This window comes from Spongiibacter thalassae (assembly GCF_012272835.1).
GTDB classification, from domain to species: domain Bacteria; phylum Pseudomonadota; class Gammaproteobacteria; order Pseudomonadales; family Spongiibacteraceae; genus Spongiibacter; species Spongiibacter thalassae.
The window spans coordinates 920338-939612 of the sequence record NZ_JAAWWK010000001.1 but is presented as its reverse complement, the minus strand read 5'-3'; the positions used below and the strand labels follow the sequence as shown (position 1 = coordinate 939612).

Genomic DNA, 19275 nt, shown 5'->3' with positions numbered 1-19275 from the left:
TGGGCTTGACCGTTACGGACAACTCTATTATTCAGCCACCAGCAACATACACCCCGCCAGCGGCCCTCCCGCCGTTGACAACGCGGCAACGTGGGCCGGCTTGGCTAATTGACGATCACCCGCCCTCCCCCACAACTGCAAGCACGCCTCGTGAATCTGGCCGTAGGCATGCATACGCCCCGCTGATAGCGCCCCACCATTAGTGTTAATCGGCAGCATCCCATCAAGGGCAATATTGTGGCCACCGTCGATAAAGTCTCCCGCCCCATAGCGTTCGCAAAAGCCAAAGTTTTCCAGCCAATTGATGGAGTGAAAACTGAAGCCATCGTAAAGCTCGGCAAAATCGACATCCTTGGGTTTCAGGTCGGTGCGCGACCACATCATCTCAGCGACTTTAGGCTGAGCCTGGGTTTCCAGCGCATCGAGCTGCGCCCAGGAGTTGCGGTAGGCCATACTGCTGCCGATCGCTTCGATGTTTATCGGTTTATTCGGCAGGTCCTCGGCGCAGTCCCGGCGGGAGATAATAATAGCGGTAGAGCCATCTATCGGAACGTCGCAATCAAACATTCGCAGCGGTGTGGATATCATCGGCGAGGCCAGATAGTCGTCCAGCGTCATCGGCGAACGGTACACCGCCTTTGGGTTCAGCCCCGCGTTACGCCGCCCGTTCAAGGCAATTTGTGCGTACTGCTCTTCGCGTATACCGGATTTGTGAACATAGGCTTGAAAGTACATGGCCTGCTGAACCGCCGCAGCGTAGGTATGGTAGGGCGAGTACCATTGAAAAAGTCCGTGGTCACGCTGTCCTGGGGTCATTAGCGCGTTGGCGAAAGCGGTTTTACGTGCGGTGGCTTCAGTCAACGTTCTGAAAACCAATACGTGCTTGCAAAGCCCCGCCGATATCGCACCTATAGCATCGAACACGGCGGCGAATTGCCCCGGTCCCTCCGGCGCACCGCAGTACCAATTGACCTCCAAACGCAATGCATCCTGTATTTGGGGAATTCCAACAGTGGAAAATCCAGAGGTGTTGTAGTCGGCGCCTGGCCAGGTCGCGATGCCATCAATGTCCGCCCGAGTCAGGCCCGCGTGGGTAATGGCTTCCATGCAGGCATCAACCGTTAACGCCATACCGGTTTTTGCGCTACCACGGGAAATTTCTGACTGACCGATACCGGTAATCGCGGTGTTTTTTTCCGGGTATTCAGACGAGTGATTCATACGGTAACATCCGGCTCAAAAAGGGGAACCCACAAGTCCTCGTTCTGCTCAAACAGCACTTTTACCCGCATACCGATATGCACATCATCAAGGTCGCAGTGAACAATATTACTCACCAGGCGCACATCCTCTTGCTCGGCAATAGACACCAACGCAACAACATAGGGAACTTTAAGGTAGGGCATCCACTGTTTGTGGTTAATGGTGAAGCTGGTAACCACCCCCTTGCCCGAGGTCGCTGAGGGTTCGACGTTACGGCTCTCGCATTTCGGGCAAAAACGCACCGGTGGGTGGATGTAATATTGGCAATCCTCGCAGCGAAAAATGAGCAGTTCGTTGTTCTCGCCGCCGGTCCAGAAAAAGCGGGTGTCGTTGTTGATTCCTGGAAGCGGTCGCACCACTCCCTGGTCGGTATCAAGCATCGTAGTGACTCCTTGGCAATGGGTTAACCCCCAGTGCGGCGTTCCACCCGGGGGTATCGATAATGGCCTGATACTTCAGGACGCTTCGGTGGAAGCGCCCTCCCCCTCACCGACATTGGCAGCAAACAGTTTGACAAGGTCGCCGGAAGTGACAACGCGACCGCCCGCTTCGGCGTGGGGGTTGTGGCCACCGGAAGACACCACACTGGTGTCTACACCGTCGCGTCGCGCCACCGCCTGCAAAGCGCCCACGGTACAGTTTTCCCGACCGAGCATACTCAGGGGATCAAAGCTGAATTCGCGGATGGCATTGAGATGGGTCACCTTGTTAATCACTCGCTCTGGCAAGTCTTTTACGCTGTCCCAAAGGACATCAGCCGCACGGGGCCACACGCAATCCGAGTGGGGGTAGTCCGTTTCAAAGCAGATGATATCTTCACCGATGTCAGCGTAATTTTTTATACCGAACTGATCGTCGATAAAACAGGTGATGAAATGCTCGCGAAACACCTCACTGGGCTTTTTGCCGCCAAAGGACATATTCGTCCACTGATTGTGCTGTTCAAAGGAGAAGTCGGCCCGCTCCAGCAGGTAGGGAATCCAGCCGATGCCACCCTCAGTGAGAGAGATTTTCAGGTTTTTATATTTCCCCAGTGCAGCGAGGTGCATCCAGTCCGCCGCGGAATTGGCGATGGATATTGGCATACTGGTGATCCAGCTATTAATGGGCGACTCCATTGACGGGTGGGGTGGTTGATAGCCTGTGCCGATATGACAGTTCACTACCACTCTCAGCTCGTCACAGATCGCCCAGACCGGATCCCAGTATTCATTATGAATAGAGGGCAGCCCCTTTACCGTAGGATTGTCAGGTAGGCTGATCGCATGACAGCCTTTTTTTACCACCCTTTTGATTTCTTCAACACAGGCCAGATTATCCCATAGCGGCACTATCGCCAGCGGGATCATGCGACCAGGGTGGGCACCCGCCCATTCGTCTATGTGCCAATCGTTATAGGCCTTGACCATTCGGGTCGCATTGGTGCGATCCTTCGCGCCAACAAAAAAGCCGCCATCAAAACCGACAAAGGTGCCAAAGCACATTGAGCTTATGACACCGTCGGCATTCATATCATCAATACGCTTGTCGATATTATAGGCCGCTTCGCGGATTTGGCTGAGCGCCGTCGGTTCGCAGCCGTATTCGGATTTCGGTCGGCCAACCACAGCATTAAGACCCACATTCACCACTTTGCGGTCTTCGAACACCCAAAAATTCATACCGGCATCATCGGTCATAAATGTGGGCGCCTTGGCCAGTTCGGTCGCGCTAAGGTGCTGTTTGAACATATCGGGTGGTTCAATGACATGGTCATCAACACTCATTAGAATCATATCTTCTTTATTCATTCCGGCGGCCTCTCGTTATAACTATGGGTTAAGTTGGAGCGATGCGGGCGGCGGACATCAGCCCTGTCACCCCGACATTAAAACCATTATAGGCCGCCGAATCGGCCCTTATAATTCGCATTAGGTCACCGTCGCCAGAACATTTCTCCTTGATTTTATTAGCTTTTTATCCATACTATTAAAAACTATAAATTATTCGCATTTTTCCCATGCAAGTACCCAAACCGCGCAAGCAACCTAAACAGGAACGCTCCCGTTTGCTGGTCGAATCGGTCAAGCAGGCCTGTCGTGAAGTGCTTAACACTGAAGGTGCCAACGCGCTGACAACACTGCACCTTGCAGAGGTCACGGGAATCTCTGTGGGATCCCTCTATCAGTATTTCCCCAACATTGAATCGGTTGTTGCCGCCGTTTACGAAGATCTGCTCAGGGAATATCTCGAAGAACGAAAGGATGCAGCGTTACAGAAATACAGCGACATCACTACCATCGACGCGCTGAGATCAATGATCGAGGGTTCGGTCGGATTCCACAGCCGCCTGTTAAGGCTTAATTTTAAGTTTCACTGCCGCTACCACCGTTGTTTCGACCTCGACAAAGCCTACGACGAAATTGCAGGAACACAGCAGTTCTCACTGACGAGCCTCACTAACGCCCTGCTCAAGGAGAATAGCGATATCAGCAAAGAGGAAGCACAGCGGTGCGCGCTTCTTGCCACACTTTGCTTCAAGGCCATGATTATGGAAATTATGGACGAGCAGCCAGAGCTGCTGTTTGAGGAGAGAATTTCTGACGAGCTACTCGCAATGAGTAGCGCCGTCATACCCAACAGGGTTAATCGGGGTTGATTATTCCAACCCCAACATCATTTTAATTGCTGGCTCCGGGTAGCTATCCGTAATAGCAGAGGACATATGTCCCGCATCCACCGGAAGCAACACCCCACTCACCCCACTCGCCGCAGGGGAGGCGAGAAACACCATTACATTCGCCATTTGCTCTGGTAGCAAGTAGTTGATACCCGCCGCCTCGCGGTATCCATGACCGAAACCCAGCCAAACATCAGCGTTCGCACGCGCCAGAGGGGTATCGGTAGGACCAGGCAAAATACTGTTTATGCGCACGCCCTTGCTCATCAGGCGCAATGCCGAAGACGCCACATAGGCGTTGGCGGCTTGCTTGCTGAAGGAATAATTATCGTTACCTGCGTTATCCGCCAACCAGGTCTCGGCCTCTTGCCAGCTTGCCGTGCCGAGGAAGTCTTTAAGCTGTGCCAGGTTTTGCTGCCAAGGAAGACCTGCAATAGATGAAATCAGCACTACCGACGCCTGACTGGAAAGTTTGTTATTAGCCAACAGGTTTTCAATAATATAACGCTGGCTAATGAAATTGATCTGCATAATGCCACCTGTGCCATCGGCAACACCGGCACATGACAAGACCACGTCGAATCGTTCCGTAAGCTGGGCCAATACTTCATCGACACTAACCTGACTGCGCAGGTCGACCTTAAAGTAGTGTTTAACAGGATAGTCTACCTCGGCCACATCCAACACACAGAGCTCGGCGCCGAGACGGTTCATCAATAAGCCGCACGCACGTCCCATACCACTGGCGCCACCAACGATCAGCACTGATTTTCCGCTAAAATCCCCTAAAACCTTATCCATTGCTTTTCCTTTATAGTGAGTGATTAAAACCAGGCGGCCTCCTCTGACGACGTCCAAGCCGGGGCACTTCGCCGCCAGCCCTGCCGTGTCGCAATCGAATCAAGCCAGCCCACGCGAGGCATTTCCCCTAGCGGCGCTGCATTTCGAAATCGCTTTTTTCCCGGTCCCAGGTTGCCGCAGTACACCCCTCCTCCCGGAGTTGATACTTCAAAATCTTCCCGGTGGGATTACGTGGTAGATCGCTCCTGAATTCGATATAACGCGGCACTGCAAAATAGGGCACCTTATCCAGACACCACTCGCACAACTCACGTTCACCCAGGGTCTCGCCTTCCTTCAACACCGCAGTGACCTTAACGTCGTCTTCACCCATCTCTGAAAACACAGCGTGTACTGCGACATCGCTAATTGCGGGATGAGAAGCGAACGTTTTTTCCATCTCAAAGCTGGAAATATTTTCTCCGCGGCGGCGTAAATAATCTTTTTTGCGATCGAGGAAATAGAAATACCCCTGCTCGTCCAACTTGCCGATGTCGCCGGTGTGCAACCACATATTGCGCATAACCTTCAGGGTATCAGCGGGGCGATTCCAATACCCCTCAAAACAGACATGGGCATATTTTGGGCGCACGACCACTTCTCCGGCCTGCCCTCTGGGCAATTCTGCATCGTACTCATCGACAATCATGACGTCGAAATCATCCTGTAACCGGCCCGAGGTCTCCGGCGGTGCGCCTTCGTCGCTGAGCTTGCCATATACCACCATCGCCGCTTCGGTAAAGCCGTAACCCACCGAGCCCAGCACCCGAGCTCCAAAACGATCCCTCCACACTTGCTTGAGCTGCTCGGGAAACGGGGCCGTTTGCACAGTGTGCAGCTGCCCATAGCAACGTTTGCTGCTCTCACTGTCCGGCGCGGTGCCAATAAGTGGGGCCATCGACCCCAGCAGGCTCGCCATGGTTGCGCCGGAGCGTTCAATGTCAGGCCAGAACCCGGAAAGCGAGAAACGCGGGTAAACCGCGACTCTGGCGCCGATCATCGCCATCATCATAATGCTGCTGAGTGCGTTCATATGAAAAAGCGGTAGCGCAGTCCAAATGGTGTCGCTCTCGGTTGGCTCCCAGCAAAACAGCGCCTGCCGAGCGAGGTTGCATATATAATTGTGGCTGATCATGCACCCCTTCGATGGCCCGGTAGTGCCAGAGGTGTAAATCAGCATACTTAGATCGCCGCCCCTCACTTCGACACCACTGGCATCGACCCTTGCACTGGAACCTCCTTCCGTGAGGGAGCTAAAGGACCGTACAGGAAGCTCACTGTTGGCGCCGGAAGGGATCTCTCCGCGACACACCAGGGTTTTTACGCTGGGTAATTGCCCGGAAAGGTCGAAGACCCGGCTGAGATAGTCGGCCTCTACAATTACCAGCTCCGAACCCGCATCGCATATCTGGTGGCGCAAAAACTCACCTTTATAGGCGGTATTGGTGGGCACCGCGATAGCGCCCAGTTTGTTAATGGCAAACCACAACAATATGGCGTCGAAACTGTTGTCCAACACCGAGGTCACTGTTTGACCCTTCTCGACACCCAGCGAGGCAAGCCCACGGGCAAGTTGATGAGCTTGCTCGTTAACCTGGGAATAGGTATATAAATCACCTGTGAAATCGAGGAAAACCCGATCCGGGTACTTTGCCGCAGCGTCTTCCAGTACGTTGTTAACCGTAGTGAGTGGCGCGGAACTCCAGCCCTTTGACATAACGCATACCTTTTACAACGAAGTGTTTAGAATTTCTAAAATGACGTAATTAAATTGCATGTTCCCAATTCCGGCGACCCTGTTTCCTCCGTGCATCAGCAGCATCCTGTACGCTGGCGAAGCCGTCGGGGGCTGAGGTCATAAACCCTGTTATTTGCTCTACACCGTCGGGATTGACCTTGGGCACTACATCCACCAGTACCGGTGGGCGCGAAAAAGGTCGCACCAAAGCCTCAACATCCCTGGCAAAATGTACCAGTTCGTATTCACCGCGCGCGCTCCAGTCACTGTCGCCGTGTCCACGCAGATCAGCGCTCATAGCCAGGTAACCATTGTTGGCCAGTGTCGTCGCCGCCGCTCCCCGGGAATGTCGTGTTTGCCCACCTCCGTGAAGTAGCACTACCGGTTTGCTGTCAGTGTTTCCACGTAATTCCGTGGCTACAACAACGTCGTTGAACGACGCAATCCTTTGCATCAGCACACTCCCTTGCCTCCCGGGAAAGACGGCATATCGCAGGAGTCGCGGATAAAGTTTCTAACCGTGAGATAAAGCAAGTGGCTGAAATCTTCATCTCCTATTTTCTCGGGGTAGTAGCGTAGTGCCGCAAAAAACAGACTATTCAATTGACTAAGTGCGAGATTGGCGGTTTCAGCAAGATGCTTCACCGACCTCCCGGGATATTCGCTATTAATAGCTGGAACGAGATGATTTCGGCAAAATTCCTCGCTATCAGATAGTTCAACAAAACGCTTCCCGACATCAAAGAACAGCTTATATTGCTCGTAAAAACCGGAGTGCAATTTCCGCATCGACGCGTGCCAGGTTACGGCATCGTCGATGATAAAGTGAATGAGGGAATCCAGGCCATCGCGACCGATCAATCCGGCGGTCACTTTCCCCCGAGCAACAAATTCGACAAACTCCCGTTCAAATAAGGCCGCAATGACAGCGTCAAGGTTGGGGAAGTATTGATATATTGAGCCCTTGCCGACACCTGACACTTCCTCCAACACCGTGACATTAAACGCCTCCTCACCGTATTCCTGTAGTATCTTCTTACAGGAATCCAGTATGACATTTACCATCATATGAGAGCGCTTCTGCTGAGGCTTTTTCTTGGGCTGTGGCGGAATGATGTAAGCGACGTCTTCAAGCATTTTCACGACCCTGTTGTTATTTTTGGCCCGGCAGCAAAAGCAGTATTCGACGGCCTATTGGCTCACAGGCCAGTTGTTATGCCTACAACTCTACTGCCGCAGCCCTTTCGGGGCAAGGCGATCATCAAAAATGCGAAAGCCTGAATCCATAAATATTATTTTGTATTTATATCAATCACTTATCGCGATAACAGCACCCTTGAAAAGCGACAAATCTTCACTGGCAAGAGCTTCTTAAACACTCTAGATTAATACGACTCTCGACAACGATAAGACAGTTTAACTATGAGTGATGCAACCCCTCGAGCCGAGTACGCCGCGCCGGACCATGTTCCCGCGAATCTTATAAAATCAGTTGATTATAACGACGACCCTGCGCTCAGGGTTGACCCCTATCGAGCATTGGCCCACCTCCATGATGGCCCGCCCATATTCTGGAATCCCTTAAACACCAGACACGGCACGCCGGGCACCTGGGATGTCCCCCGAGCGAGCTATATGCGAGAAATACTCTCGGATCAGGACACCTTTTCGAGCAAAAACAGCGCGGGTTTTTCGGCCTTGATTGGCGAGAGCTGGTTAATGACACCCCTGGAGATTGATCCGCCAGACCACACTTTCTACCGCGCCTTTCTTAACCCCCTGTTTTCGCCCATAGCAGTAAGAAAAATGGACGAGCGTATACAGGCCAGGGCGCAGGAACTCATCGATGGTTTTAAAGGTCGCGGCGAATGCGAATTTATTACCGAATTTGCGCGCCCCTTCCCCATCGCAATTATTATGCAACTACTGGGTTTGCCGATAACGGAACTCGATATTTTCATTGATTGGGGCCAACGCCTTCTCCACGGCTCTACGATGGAAATAAAGGCACAGGCCGCTGCGGAAATCCACGATTACCTTAAGCGACGTATCGCGGAAAAGCGGCGCAACCCACAGGATGATTTCATTAGTTATATCTGCAAAACCGAGGTAGATAGCCGTCGGCTTGATGATGGGGAGTGTATGGGCATCTGCTACCTGATGTTCGTCGGCGGACTGGATACGGTGGCATCTTCTCTTGGCTTTCAGTTTCATCATTTAGCTACCCACCCAGAGCATAAAAAATATTTGCAGGACAATCCTAAAAAAATACCCTCTGCAGTCGATGAATACCTTCGTCGTTTTTCCTCAGTAATGACTGCCCGTCAAGTCACCCGGGATATCGAGTTTCACGGTGTGGCGATGAAACAGGGCGACTGGATAACACTCTGCCAGCCCACTACATCAATCGACCCATTGGAATATAGCAACCCCATGGAGGTGGACTTCAATCGACGGCAACGCCATCTGGCCTTTTCCTTTGGCCCGCATTTTTGCCTTGGCAAGCACATAGCCTTTCGGGAGCTGAATGTCGCTTTGGAAAAAATTCTGTTTCAAATGCCCGAACTCACCCTCGCTCCCGGATCAGAGGTCATCACCCACGGCGGTGCAGTGTTTGGGGTCGCCCACCTGGAATTGCAGTGGTAACGCAAGCGGCCTGAATTTACGTGCAATTACGACCGCACACCCTATTTACAGCAAAACGGAATAAAAAAATGAATACGACTAGCCTACCTACCGCGTTATTTATCGACAATGAATGGATTCCAGGAGACGCAGAGCCTCAACCGGTGATTAATCCCGCCGACGAGTCTGTCATCGGGCTCGCTCCCATCGCCTCGGCAGCCCAAACAGAACACGCTATAGGCGCCGCCAAGGCCGCCTTTGATAACGGCCCGTGGCCACGTATGACCACGGCTGAACGTGTTGCGACTATGCAGAAATTGCACGATTACTTCTATTCACGTAAAGCCGAGATCATTGAGCTTATCCGCCTGGAAACGGGCTGTTCGCAGCAGTTAGCAGAATTCCTGCAGTTTGAATTACCGATGAAGCATGCTCGACAGCTGATGGCCGATGCCCTGCAAATTCAGTCTGAGATGATTCGACCTGAACTTACGCCATCACCTCAGGGCACTACGGTACTGGGTACAGCGGAAATTATCTACGACCCCATAGGTGTCGTCTCCGCCATCACTGCCTACAATTTTCCGTTTTTCCTTAACGTGGTGAAGATCTACCACGCGTTGACGATGGGAAATACGGTCATTCTCAAACCCTCGCCACTGACCCCCTTCGAGGCGCTGATATTCGGCGAAGCGGCCCTGGCGGTGGGCTTGCCCAAGGGGGTATTGAATATCGTTAACGGCGACGTGGACACAGGCACTCTGCTCAGCACCGACCCCAGAGTCGATATGATTACCTTTACCGGCTCAGACACTGTGGGCGCGGCCATTGTTGCCCAGTCTGCCCCTGGACTGAAGAAAACACATATGGAGCTGGGCGGAAAGTCGGCGCTTATTGTGCGCGAAGACGCCGACATCCAGCAGGCCGCCGCAACGGCGGTCGCCAATTTTACCATTCACGCTGGACAGGGCTGCGCGCTTACCACCCGGATTCTCGCTCACCAGAACATTCGTCAACCGTTGCTCAATACGATGGTGGAAATGTTGAAGCACACAAAAGTAGGTAACCCCGCGGATCCCGGTGTCGCGATGGGGCCCCTCATTCGCAGCAACGCCCGCGCCCGGGTTGAACGCTATGTTGGCATCGCGATGAACAGTGGCGCGAAGCTGGTATATGGTGGGCGGCGGCCTGACATAGAGAAGGGTTATTACTATTTACCAACGCTGTTTGACGGCGTAGACAATCACGACGTCATCGCCCAGGAAGAAATTTTTGGCCCGGTGGCTGCCGTCATCGGCTTCGACAACGACGACGAGGCGATTGCTATTGCCAATCACTCCAATTTTGGCTTGGCGGGGGGGATTTTCTCCAAAGACGCCGGGCGCGCCTACGAAATAGCACGACAAATCAGAACCGGCGGCGTAGCCATTAATGGCGGTGCAGGCACCGTGCTTTCCAGCGCGCCCTTTGGTGGATACAAACGTTCGGGTTTCGGGCGCGAGTACGGCCGTCAGGGCTTGCTGGACTTCACCGAAACCAAAGTGATTTCCTTCCACGCTGGCTAGCCAGGAGCTAACAATGACCACTCAAACCGTACTTATTACTGGTGGCAGCAAAGGCCTCGGGCTGTGCACAACACAACGGCTGCTGGAAAAATCCTTTCAGGTAATTGTGCTCTCACGCAGTCAGGGCCAACTCGGGGAGCTATTAAAGAACTACCCTAATCACCTTCATTGGATTCACGCCGACTTTGCCGATAAAGACTCCATTGCCAGGGCATTTAAACAAGTTAACGGTGTCAGCTCAAACATCAATGCATTGATCTTGAATGCTGCTCAAACCATCCCCATGCCATTTTCACAAATGGATACCAGCGATCTTGAGCAAAATATTGCCGTCAATATCACATCGGCACTGCTGTGCCTGCAATATAGCCTGAAACTATTACGAGGTGGCCGCGCTATTTTCATCTCAACCGAGTCGGTGGATAAACCCTTCCCCCTGCTCTCGATATACGCCGCTACCAAGGCAGCGGTTGAAACTGCGTTTACCGGACTACGCGGCGAGCTGTATAAGGATTTCGGTATTCAGCTGACCTCATTGCGCGCTGGCTATATGGCTGACACGGCCTTCGGCGAAGCCTGGCCGCCGGAGGTCGCAGAAGCCTTTTTCAAGCTCGCGGAAGACTCCGGCAGCCTCCGCTCCGGCGGATCGCCTATGCCAGCAAGTCGCGTAGCCACAATGATCGAGCACATTATCGAGTTACCACAGGATGTAACAATCAACCGGCTTGACGTACGTAGCGGCGATTCGAGTTAAGCTCGACAACGACAACACACGCTTTAAACTCAATAATTCGACAAACAGGGCACGCCCATGCACCAAACTCATTCACTCGTTATTGGCGCCGCATCAGGCATGGGGCGCTGCATTGCAGAACGACTGTCCAAGGCAGGACGGCTTACCATCGCCGACAAAAATCAGGCAACGTTAAAGGAACTAGCTGCAGAGTATATGGCCGACGCGGTTTATTGCGATATAAGTGACTTAGAGAGCATCAAAAGCCTTGCTGCAGCCTGTATAGATATAGATAACATTGTAATTACTGCAGGCGTCTCGCCTGTGATGGCCTCGGTTCAGCAAATTATCGACGTTGATTTTATCGGTACAGCCCACTGCATTGACGTTTTTCGAGAGTTAGTCAGACCTGGCGGCGCGATGGTGTGCATTTCCTCCATTGCCGGTCGTAAATTTACGACAAACGACCCTACTGTTATTCAAGCCCTGGAGGCCCCCTTCTCCGATCAGCTTATTACAAAGTTGAAAGACGCGGGGATGGATATGACAGACCGAAACGTCGCCTATGGCATCGCGAAATTTGGTGTCATCCATCTGTGCCGAAAAGCGGCGAAATCATGGGCTGAAAAGCAAGCCCGCATCAATAGTATCTCGCCGGGTATTATCGATACCCCGATGGGAAACCCCGAACTACAGCAGCAAACTGAGGTTCTGCGTTCGCTTATCGATGCAACCCCATTGCAGCGCATGGGGTCGCCCGACGACATTGCCGACTGTATTGAATTTTTACTCAGTGCAAAATCTGCCTTTATTACTGGCACAGATATTTTGGTGGATGGTGGAATATGCAGCGTCGCATAAGGCCTTATGACGTAGACGTTGCATACGCGAATGCTATCGGCGGAACATCAAAGCAGTTGTGGGGCGGCACCAGCGAAATAATGAAAGTCCTGATCGCCCGTTCGCTTTAAGCAGACTCGATATACGCCCATACGGGGCGTATATCATTTAAACGCCCTGAATGTCGCCCAGCTCAAGCAAATCTCATACGCCCACGGCCTTATTGGGCGGGGAAATCTCACTGAGAGATCTCAATACTCGCCCACAACTCTCTCGCCCAGCCTTTCGGGTCGTCAACCAATTGCCAATTCACATCGATCAACATCGTTTTACGCTGCGGTAGGCTATAGCTTGGCCAATCAGGTATTGCCGGGCAGTCTGGCTTACCCGTCTTTGCAAAGTTCATCCAGGCCTGACTAACAGACCGGAAAATATCCTCAGCTTCAATGCTTTCGCCGACCAGTCCTGCACCCACTTGGAGGTTGCCGAAAACGAAGGGAATCTCAACGCCATGACATGCTTTGAGCTTGCCCCCCAAGGCTGGTGATGGCCAATCAAAACGGTACATAAATACCGGTGCAGACTGTGCGGCCTTGGCATCCGCGAGTTTCACCGAGTGATACCAATATGTCCGATCGGTTTCAATAGACACCAATAAATCCGCTGCGCTCGCATCCGGTTCATTATGGCGATATATGTCAAGTACATCTGCCGCCCTGTCGCCGGCAATGCCCTCAAGACGCTCCAGTAATTTCTGCTCATTAAGCGAACCTGAGCGATATTCCGGGTCAAGCAAAAGAAAAAGTGCTTGTTCGTCACGATTTGTTCCTATAAGGATAGAAACATCATCGCATAGCGGTGAAGCCACTTCGTCAAACGGGTGAGAAGGCATTACCTCGCCATCCAATACCGGACTGAATCCACCGTAGATAAAACCGGGCTGCCGGGACTGTCCCAGCTTTGACTGAGCAACAACACTGTGTGCCTCCAACAGCCTGCTAACTGGAATATCCTGCAGCTGGCTAAGGTTTGCGCGGGCTATACCCAGCTGATCTAACAGCGCATCTGCCAACTGACGCCCGTAATCCGCCGTAACGACTCGCGTACCCGGGCCACTTTGAATTATCGCTCGCTTGAATAGCCCTTTCGCCGCAGGCATAGCCATTAGCAGCGCGCATTTCCGGCCGCCACCGGATTCGCCGAAAAGGGTAACTTGCTCAGGGTCTCCGCCAAATTTCTCGATATTGTCCCGCACCCATTGCAGTGCCAAAACAAGGTCAAGCTGGCCCACGTTGGGCTTTTGACCGAAATCTTCAGACCCAGCGCCGTCAAGTAACAAGTAACCGAAAAGATTAAGCCGGTGGGTAACGGAAACGATTACAACATCCCCCGACGATGCCATTGCGGTTCCATCGTACAAGGCCTCATTACCTGAGCCAAAGGTATAATACCCCCCGTGTATCCAGAACATCACCGGACGCTTTCGATTGTCAATCGACGGCGAATAAATATTCAGTCGCAAACAGTCTTCGCTGGCCTCGCCGTTAACCGATCCGAACAATGCCGCCAGCGGACTCGAGGCAATCAACCCAAGGTCTGGCTGGGGACAGTGCGGGCCGTAGGCATCGGCTTCAAAGACGCCATCCCAGGGCTCCGCTGGCACCGGGGGGCGAAAGCGATTTTTGCCGCCGGTGGGTGCGCCATATCGAACTCCACGAAAAACAGCTATACCGCTCTCATAGCGTCCCCTCACCCGCCCACACTTCAGGGTGACTTCTGGTTGCGGGTCCATTCCTTTCTCCCAAAGTACTGAAACTAACGTCTCTCGCAAGACAGAGTATTGATACTACAAGACTGGAGAGCAAATTTCAGCGTAAGTCCGCAACCAGATTTAATTGGAGACCGCTACTTTATGTACAGCGGATGAGTTTGAAAATCATTCACCCTTACTCCCCGCGCCCAAGCGGCGCGGCCCACAATAAACTCTTCCTCATCTGCGTCGTTAATCGGTAAACCGGAGCGTTGAAAAGCCTGGCGCATAGTACGCCTGTCCGCTGCCGTCAGAGGGGGCACTTGTTCAATAGATTTACCCAAATCAGGCAACAAGCCACCGTTACCTCCACCTAGCCAGGAATAGTACTTCAAATGCAACCAGGGATGCCCCCCAACCACAATGGTCGGGGCTTGCAACCTGTAAAATTCCTGAATCGCCGCTTGCATCTGCTCATACGTGGCGAAAGCCTTGTTGAAATCTTTTTCAATCACAGAACTCATTAGATTAACTGCCAGGGGGTTACCCGGGGTCTGAACGGCTTCTGCGCACCACTGGCCGCTGTATTGAATATTACTAAATGAACGTGATAAAAGCGGGACAAAATCGAGATTGACCGGCGCGCAAAGCAAACTTTCCGATAACTGATCGCAAATCCGAAAGGTCGTCGTCAGATCAACGGGCTGGGATATTTTTATCGCGACGATATTTGGCAGCGCTGCGAGGCGTTTAAAAACGCCGACCGGAATTCCCTGAGGTCCAAGATGACGCATATTCGGCTGGATATTTGCGTACAAAATAATGGGAAGCGCAGTCGATTCCGCACACTCTCGATACATTTCATACAGCGCCTCCTCTGAGGTGCTACTGTCGCCGTAAAACGAAAGTAACACATGTGAGAATCCCATACTCTCGAGTAGTAACAAGCGATCAATGACCGGCTTCGCTCCGTTAGCTACCCTGCCCCCCGCGCCCGCTGAAATAAAGAGCGCGTTTTTACGACACTCATCAATGATAACCTCGCTCATCGGGCGCCAGCGTGGATCGGACTCTTTCACCCACACAGGAAATACAGCCGTAGAGCAAAATCCCTGTGCCGCAGTATTGCGTACTTCGATACGAAGGGCGTCCTCGTCAACAGTTGTAAGGTCTGGATGAAACGAGGGTAGCAGGATATTCTCAATTCCCCTCATGTTTTCGCGGGCCCATTTTTTTTGCGCACTCAAAGAATCCGCATTGTCATCGGCCAGGCCGGATGATCGCGTCATCGACGCAGCGTACGACGCTACTGTAGTAGCAAATGCAGCGGTGCCCATCACAGCAGCTGCCTTGATTATGTCTCTACGATTCACTTACGCCTCCTGATCACCCACTATTCAACCACTCCACTCGCCTTTCTTTCGTCATCCATGTAGCTCGCTACAGCCACGTCACTACGAGTAACGATAGTGGAGTATCTATGGAGAACAACTTTTGTGTCCAATGCATAATAATTTCAAGACTGAATACCTCTGGTTATCGGCTTACAACAATAACTCCAACGCTGAACTCGACCGATAACCTCAGTGCATCAATTTAAAGAAATAAACTCATTGGACGTAATGCCTAGGAACGAATTAACTTATGCACAACATTAATAACAAACGTCATATGGGAAAATGTTCCATGCCTATGAGTTCAAGGGTTGCATCCAAAAGTATAAAAAATCTCATTAACACCAGCGCGATATTCGCAGCGCCTTTTCTCGCCGGTAACATGGCCTACGCCGAAGGCGATGAAAAGGAAAAGGTTAAGTCAAAAAAGGGATTTGAAGAAGTAGTGGTAGTGGCCCGAAGAGTGGAGGAGTCACTGCAGTCTGTCCCTCTTGCCGTCACCAATATCAGTGCACAGGACATTGAAAGTCGCGGCATTTCCTCCGGAACCGACCTTAGCGCCGTAGTACCGTCCCTAAGCGTTCATCAGGGGGGGCTGGCCCAACCGCCCAGGTTTGCTCTTCGAGGAATAAAAAGTGGGGTTACCAGCTATTTTGCGGAAATACCCGTGCGAAACAATGAGATCGAGTTTCAATTATGGGATGTATCCTCGATACAAGCGATAACAGGGCCACAGGGCACTTTGTTTGGACGTAATAGTACGGGTGGCGCAATTCTCTTCGTGCCACAGAAACCTACCGATAACTTTGAAGGCTACTTAAAAGCAAAAGGTGGTAGTTACAATTATCGCGAAGGCGAAGGAACACTTAACATTCCGGTCAGCGACTCTTTCAAAATGCGAATGGGCGGCCAGGCCAGATACCGCGATGGTCTCGTTGAAAACGAATCCGGCCCGGATCTCAATACCCTTGATCGCCAAAACTATCGATTGTCTCTGGCATGGGAGCCCAGCGAAACGCTGTCAAACGTTACCGTTATGAACTATACCGAGCGTGACGAACATCCTGGAGTACAAATCAACCAGGACGGCCCGGTTGCACAGCAGCCAACAGGGATTGTGCGACTGCTTTACACCCCGATTTTTTATCAACAGTATCTCGACGAGCAGGAGGAGCGCGGACAGCGATCAGCTGATCTTCCCTACCCCCACACTTCAAATGATACTCGATTCTCCCTGAGCAATATTCTATCGATAGACATGGGGTCGTCAACGCTTCGCTATCTCACTGGATATGGAAAGTCCAGGGAAGACGTGTTTGCTTCTATTATGTCTATTCCACTACCTGTTGTTGTTGGCGGAGTAGACATCAACACACGGCTCATCACCCAGGAGCTACAAATTCTGGGTAGTGCATTTGACGACAAGGTGGATTACCAAACGGGCATTTACTACGCACATGAACTGAGAGATTCATACGCGCAATTACTCGCGGCGGAACCAGCACTTGGTGATATTTATCAACCGGAAGTCAACGACCCCATCGACGAGGACAGTGCGGAGATCGTTCACTACATTGCGCCTGATATATCCAAGGCAATTTACGGGCAGATAACCTATCACGCGACTTCGGAACTATCTTTAACCGGTGGTATACGCTATACCCAGGATAAGGCAAAAGGCCGCTTTTCATCATACAGCGGCGGAGATTGCGCCCTGGATGAGTCGGACGAAAGTGTAGACCAGGAAAATTGCGTACAGACAATTTCCGACGAATTTAGCGCGATCACTTACAATTTATCTGCCGACTATTCGTTCAACCCCGATGTGATCGTCTACGCCACTACACGTAAAGGCTACACCAGCGGGGGATTTAACTTCGATGCGGAAGAAGAGTTTCGCTCATACAGGCCTGAGCATCTATACGATATAGAGATGGGCTTAAAAGGCACTTGGGAACCCTTCGGTATACCAGTACGGTCGAATATCGCGACCTTCTACTCCAAGTATGAAGATATTTTACGTGGTGTTACCGTTGAAACGTCAAATGGTCGTCCTCACAAGATCGTACTGAATGCCGCAGAAGCAACGCTGTATGGCGGTCAAATCGAACTGTCGGTACGCCCCACTTCATCACTTTCTTTCACGGCAAACTATGGCTACTTGCAAAGCAAGTACGATGAATTCGTTAACCCTGTTGTGGGAGACGCATCGGGCAACTCTTTTGCGCAAGCGCCAGAACACACCTTCAGCCTGATTACCGGATACGCGGTAAACACTTCGGCAGGCTTCCTATCCGCCAGCGTTAACTACGAGTACGTAAGCTCCACGTATTCGGACGACAACAACGAAGGAATTGAGGAGGCAGAGTTACCCGCCTATGACATCTGGGGGGCTCGTCTTGACTGGAAAGGAATTTTCGGCTCCGGCTTCGACGCTGCTGTCTACGGCAAGAACTTGTCTGACAAATTATACCGCTTGAATACCCAGGTAGCCGCGCCGCTCGGTACGGTAACCAATGTGTATGGTGACCCCAGAACCTATGGTGTTGAACTCAAGTACAATTTTGGCGATTAATTCAGTCGCATTCCGAAACATATCGCTATGAGCGCGTTCGGTTACCAGCAATGGAAATCGAACGCCATAGCAGAATCAGGTATCAACAATATTTCATCTTGCTTAGCCGGATGGATAAAGAGGCGAAAATGACTAACGAATTATACAAACCACGTCGTCGCACCGTTATTACAGCAGGAATAGGTTTGCTCGCTGTAGCATTAGCAGGGTGTAAAAAGGGTATATCCACCTCCTCAGGAACAAGCACTGCAATAGCCGAAGGGGCACCTGGACTCGGTTACAAGATTACGAGAATTCCAGTCCCAGGCGGCAAAATCGGCGATATTCTGGGAAGCGCACCGGTCGGGCTGGGAATCTCGCCAGACGACACTGTCTGGTTTACTACGATAAAAGGTTTCACCGTTGGGCGAGTGACCAACGATGATAAAGTAGAACAATTTGCCGTCGAAGAGCCGTGCTCTCCACATCGATTAGCGGCCGGTCCCGACGGAAATATGTGGTTTACAAACTTCGCAGGAAACAGCGTCGGACGTATCACACCAGCCGGCAAAATTACCGAGTTTGACATTCCCTCAACGCCCAATGTGCCGATAGAAGAAATCAAGAAAAAGGCAGGGCGGTTTGGCTCGTCCTGGTTTAGCGACGATAACCTTCCCCATCCGAGCAACGCGCCGTTTGGAATCTGTGCTGGCCCTGACGGCGCAATGTGGTTTACGGAATTTCTCAGCAACCGTATTGGACGTATCACGATGGACGGGAAAATTACTGATTGGGACGTACCCACTCCGGTAAGTGGACCGAATGGCATCGTTACCGGACCCGATGGAAATTTGTGGTTTTGCGAGAATTTCGGCAACAAGATAGGGCGTATGACCACTGCGGGCGAATTCGCCGAGTTCGTAGTACCGGAGGAAGGCGAGACGCCGTCCCACTTAACCGTAGGTCCAGACAACGCACTTTGGTTCTGTATGCCGATGACCGACAAGATCGGTAGAATTTCTTTGGACGGAAAGATAACGACCTTCTCAATTGCTGAAGGCCCTGACGCAAGGCACCCGCGGGAAATCACCGCAGGACCCGACGGCGCCTTGTGGTTCAGTGAGTTCCGCAATGGCACGATTGGCCGCATCACTACCGACGGTAAAGTCTCTCATTTCGGTGAACGCCACTCGCGCAGAATGCCTTTTGTACTCCAATTCGATAGTAAAGGCGTACTTTGGTGGACCGAAACCGTCGGTTCCAATATCGCAAGAATGGAAATCGTCAAATCCTAGCATGTGGACTTCAGTGAAC

The 19275-nt window shown here is 51.9% G+C and carries 16 protein-coding genes; 7 read left to right on the top strand and 9 right to left on the bottom strand.

Translation table 11 applies throughout. From position 1 onward, the window contains the following. Positions 1–27: 27 nt before the first annotated feature. The 3 genes from HCU74_RS03865 to HCU74_RS03855 all read right to left on the bottom strand — a co-directional run bounded on the left by HCU74_RS03865 (position 28) and on the right by HCU74_RS03855 (position 3053). Positions 28–1221: a thiolase family protein gene (locus tag HCU74_RS03865; protein WP_168449069.1), complete on the bottom strand. Its 1194-nt coding sequence runs from the start codon at positions 1219–1221 to the stop codon at positions 28–30. Beyond that, a complete protein-coding gene (locus tag HCU74_RS03860) occupies positions 1218–1643 on the bottom strand; it encodes a Zn-ribbon domain-containing OB-fold protein (protein ID WP_210425092.1) in 426 nt (141 codons plus the stop codon). Before HCU74_RS03860 ends, HCU74_RS03865 begins: the two co-directional genes overlap by 4 nt. Positions 1644–1718: 75 nt before the next feature. Next, on the bottom strand, positions 1719–3053 hold the full coding sequence (locus HCU74_RS03855; protein ID WP_168449068.1) for an amidohydrolase family protein: 1335 nt from the start codon (positions 3051–3053) through the stop codon (positions 1719–1721). A 209-nt stretch (positions 3054–3262) separates the two neighbouring features. Between HCU74_RS03855 and HCU74_RS03850 the strand changes: the two genes are divergently transcribed. Next, positions 3263–3901, top strand: coding sequence for a TetR/AcrR family transcriptional regulator (locus HCU74_RS03850; RefSeq protein ID WP_168449067.1), 639 nt, complete (start codon positions 3263–3265; stop codon positions 3899–3901). On the opposite strand, the gene HCU74_RS03845 is transcribed toward HCU74_RS03850, so the two are convergent. From HCU74_RS03845 to HCU74_RS03830, 4 genes are all read right to left on the bottom strand, one after another. After that, a complete protein-coding gene (locus HCU74_RS03845; protein ID WP_210425091.1) occupies positions 3902–4723 on the bottom strand; it encodes an SDR family oxidoreductase in 822 nt (273 codons plus the stop codon). A gap of 127 nt (positions 4724–4850) precedes the next feature. Next, on the bottom strand, positions 4851–6479 hold the full coding sequence (locus HCU74_RS03840) for an AMP-binding protein (RefSeq protein WP_168449066.1): 1629 nt from the start codon (positions 6477–6479) through the stop codon (positions 4851–4853). A 49-nt stretch (positions 6480–6528) separates the two neighbouring features. Next, positions 6529–6954, bottom strand: a complete 426-nt coding sequence (locus HCU74_RS03835; protein ID WP_168449065.1) for an alpha/beta fold hydrolase — start codon at positions 6952–6954, stop codon at positions 6529–6531. After that, positions 6954–7637, bottom strand: coding sequence for a TetR/AcrR family transcriptional regulator (locus tag HCU74_RS03830; RefSeq protein WP_168449064.1), 684 nt, complete (start codon positions 7635–7637; stop codon positions 6954–6956). Before HCU74_RS03830 ends, HCU74_RS03835 begins: the two co-directional genes overlap by 1 nt. Positions 7638–7922: 285 nt before the next feature. On the opposite strand from HCU74_RS03830, the gene HCU74_RS03825 reads away from it, so the two are divergent. The 4 genes from HCU74_RS03825 to HCU74_RS03810 all read left to right on the top strand — a co-directional run bounded on the left by HCU74_RS03825 (position 7923) and on the right by HCU74_RS03810 (position 12284). Continuing rightward, a complete protein-coding gene (locus tag HCU74_RS03825) occupies positions 7923–9146 on the top strand; it encodes a cytochrome P450 (RefSeq protein WP_168449063.1) in 1224 nt (407 codons plus the stop codon). 68 nt (positions 9147–9214) lie between these two features. After that, entirely contained in the window at positions 9215–10690 is a 1476-nt protein-coding gene (locus tag HCU74_RS03820; protein WP_168449062.1) for an aldehyde dehydrogenase family protein, read from the top strand. A 13-nt stretch (positions 10691–10703) separates the two neighbouring features. Next, entirely contained in the window at positions 10704–11444 is a 741-nt protein-coding gene (locus tag HCU74_RS03815) for an SDR family oxidoreductase (protein WP_168449061.1), read from the top strand. Between the two features lie 57 nt (positions 11445–11501). Then, the gene (locus HCU74_RS03810) at positions 11502–12284 is read left to right on the top strand and encodes an SDR family oxidoreductase (protein ID WP_168449060.1); all 783 of its coding nucleotides are present in this window, start codon (positions 11502–11504) and stop codon (positions 12282–12284) included. 217 nt (positions 12285–12501) lie between these two features. Here the strand turns inward: HCU74_RS03810 and HCU74_RS03805 are convergent, their stop codons facing one another. Continuing rightward, positions 12502–14055 (bottom strand): carboxylesterase/lipase family protein, encoded by a 1554-nt coding sequence (locus tag HCU74_RS03805; RefSeq protein WP_168449059.1) that lies wholly within the window; start codon positions 14053–14055, stop codon positions 12502–12504. Between the two features lie 113 nt (positions 14056–14168). Further along, the gene (locus HCU74_RS20280; RefSeq protein ID WP_168449058.1) at positions 14169–15386 is read right to left on the bottom strand and encodes a dihydrodipicolinate synthase family protein; all 1218 of its coding nucleotides are present in this window, start codon (positions 15384–15386) and stop codon (positions 14169–14171) included. Positions 15387–15657: 271 nt separating this feature from the next. On the opposite strand from HCU74_RS20280, the gene HCU74_RS03795 reads away from it, so the two are divergent. Then, positions 15658–17982: a TonB-dependent receptor gene (locus tag HCU74_RS03795; protein WP_168449057.1), complete on the top strand. Its 2325-nt coding sequence runs from the start codon at positions 15658–15660 to the stop codon at positions 17980–17982. 50 nt (positions 17983–18032) lie between these two features. Then, positions 18033–19256, top strand: a complete 1224-nt coding sequence (locus tag HCU74_RS03790) for a Vgb family protein (protein ID WP_168449056.1) — start codon at positions 18033–18035, stop codon at positions 19254–19256. Positions 19257–19275: the final 19 nt, after the last annotated feature.

What these genes read in the sequence shown, in the direction of transcription:
- HCU74_RS03865 (WP_168449069.1), bottom strand. Translation starts at nt 1,221, where the DNA reads ATGAATCACTCGTCTGAATACCCGGAAAAAAACACCGCGATTACCGGT.
- HCU74_RS03860 (WP_210425092.1), bottom strand. Translation starts at nt 1,643, where the DNA reads ATGCTTGATACCGACCAGGGAGTGGTGCGACCGCTTCCAGGAATCAAC.
- HCU74_RS03855 (WP_168449068.1), bottom strand. Translation starts at nt 3,053, where the DNA reads ATGAATAAAGAAGATATGATTCTAATGAGTGTTGATGACCATGTCATT.
- HCU74_RS03850 (WP_168449067.1), top strand. Translation starts at nt 3,263, where the DNA reads ATGCAAGTACCCAAACCGCGCAAGCAACCTAAACAGGAACGCTCCCGT.
- HCU74_RS03845 (WP_210425091.1), bottom strand. Translation starts at nt 4,723, where the DNA reads ATGGATAAGGTTTTAGGGGATTTTAGCGGAAAATCAGTGCTGATCGTT.
- HCU74_RS03840 (WP_168449066.1), bottom strand. Translation starts at nt 6,479, where the DNA reads ATGTCAAAGGGCTGGAGTTCCGCGCCACTCACTACGGTTAACAACGTA.
- HCU74_RS03835 (WP_168449065.1), bottom strand. Translation starts at nt 6,954, where the DNA reads ATGCAAAGGATTGCGTCGTTCAACGACGTTGTTGTAGCCACGGAATTA.
- HCU74_RS03830 (WP_168449064.1), bottom strand. Translation starts at nt 7,637, where the DNA reads ATGCTTGAAGACGTCGCTTACATCATTCCGCCACAGCCCAAGAAAAAG.
- HCU74_RS03825 (WP_168449063.1), top strand. Translation starts at nt 7,923, where the DNA reads ATGAGTGATGCAACCCCTCGAGCCGAGTACGCCGCGCCGGACCATGTT.
- HCU74_RS03820 (WP_168449062.1), top strand. Translation starts at nt 9,215, where the DNA reads ATGAATACGACTAGCCTACCTACCGCGTTATTTATCGACAATGAATGG.
- HCU74_RS03815 (WP_168449061.1), top strand. Translation starts at nt 10,704, where the DNA reads ATGACCACTCAAACCGTACTTATTACTGGTGGCAGCAAAGGCCTCGGG.
- HCU74_RS03810 (WP_168449060.1), top strand. Translation starts at nt 11,502, where the DNA reads ATGCACCAAACTCATTCACTCGTTATTGGCGCCGCATCAGGCATGGGG.
- HCU74_RS03805 (WP_168449059.1), bottom strand. Translation starts at nt 14,055, where the DNA reads ATGGACCCGCAACCAGAAGTCACCCTGAAGTGTGGGCGGGTGAGGGGA.
- HCU74_RS03795 (WP_168449057.1), top strand. Translation starts at nt 15,658, where the DNA reads ATGCACAACATTAATAACAAACGTCATATGGGAAAATGTTCCATGCCT.
- HCU74_RS03790 (WP_168449056.1), top strand. Translation starts at nt 18,033, where the DNA reads ATGGAAATCGAACGCCATAGCAGAATCAGGTATCAACAATATTTCATC.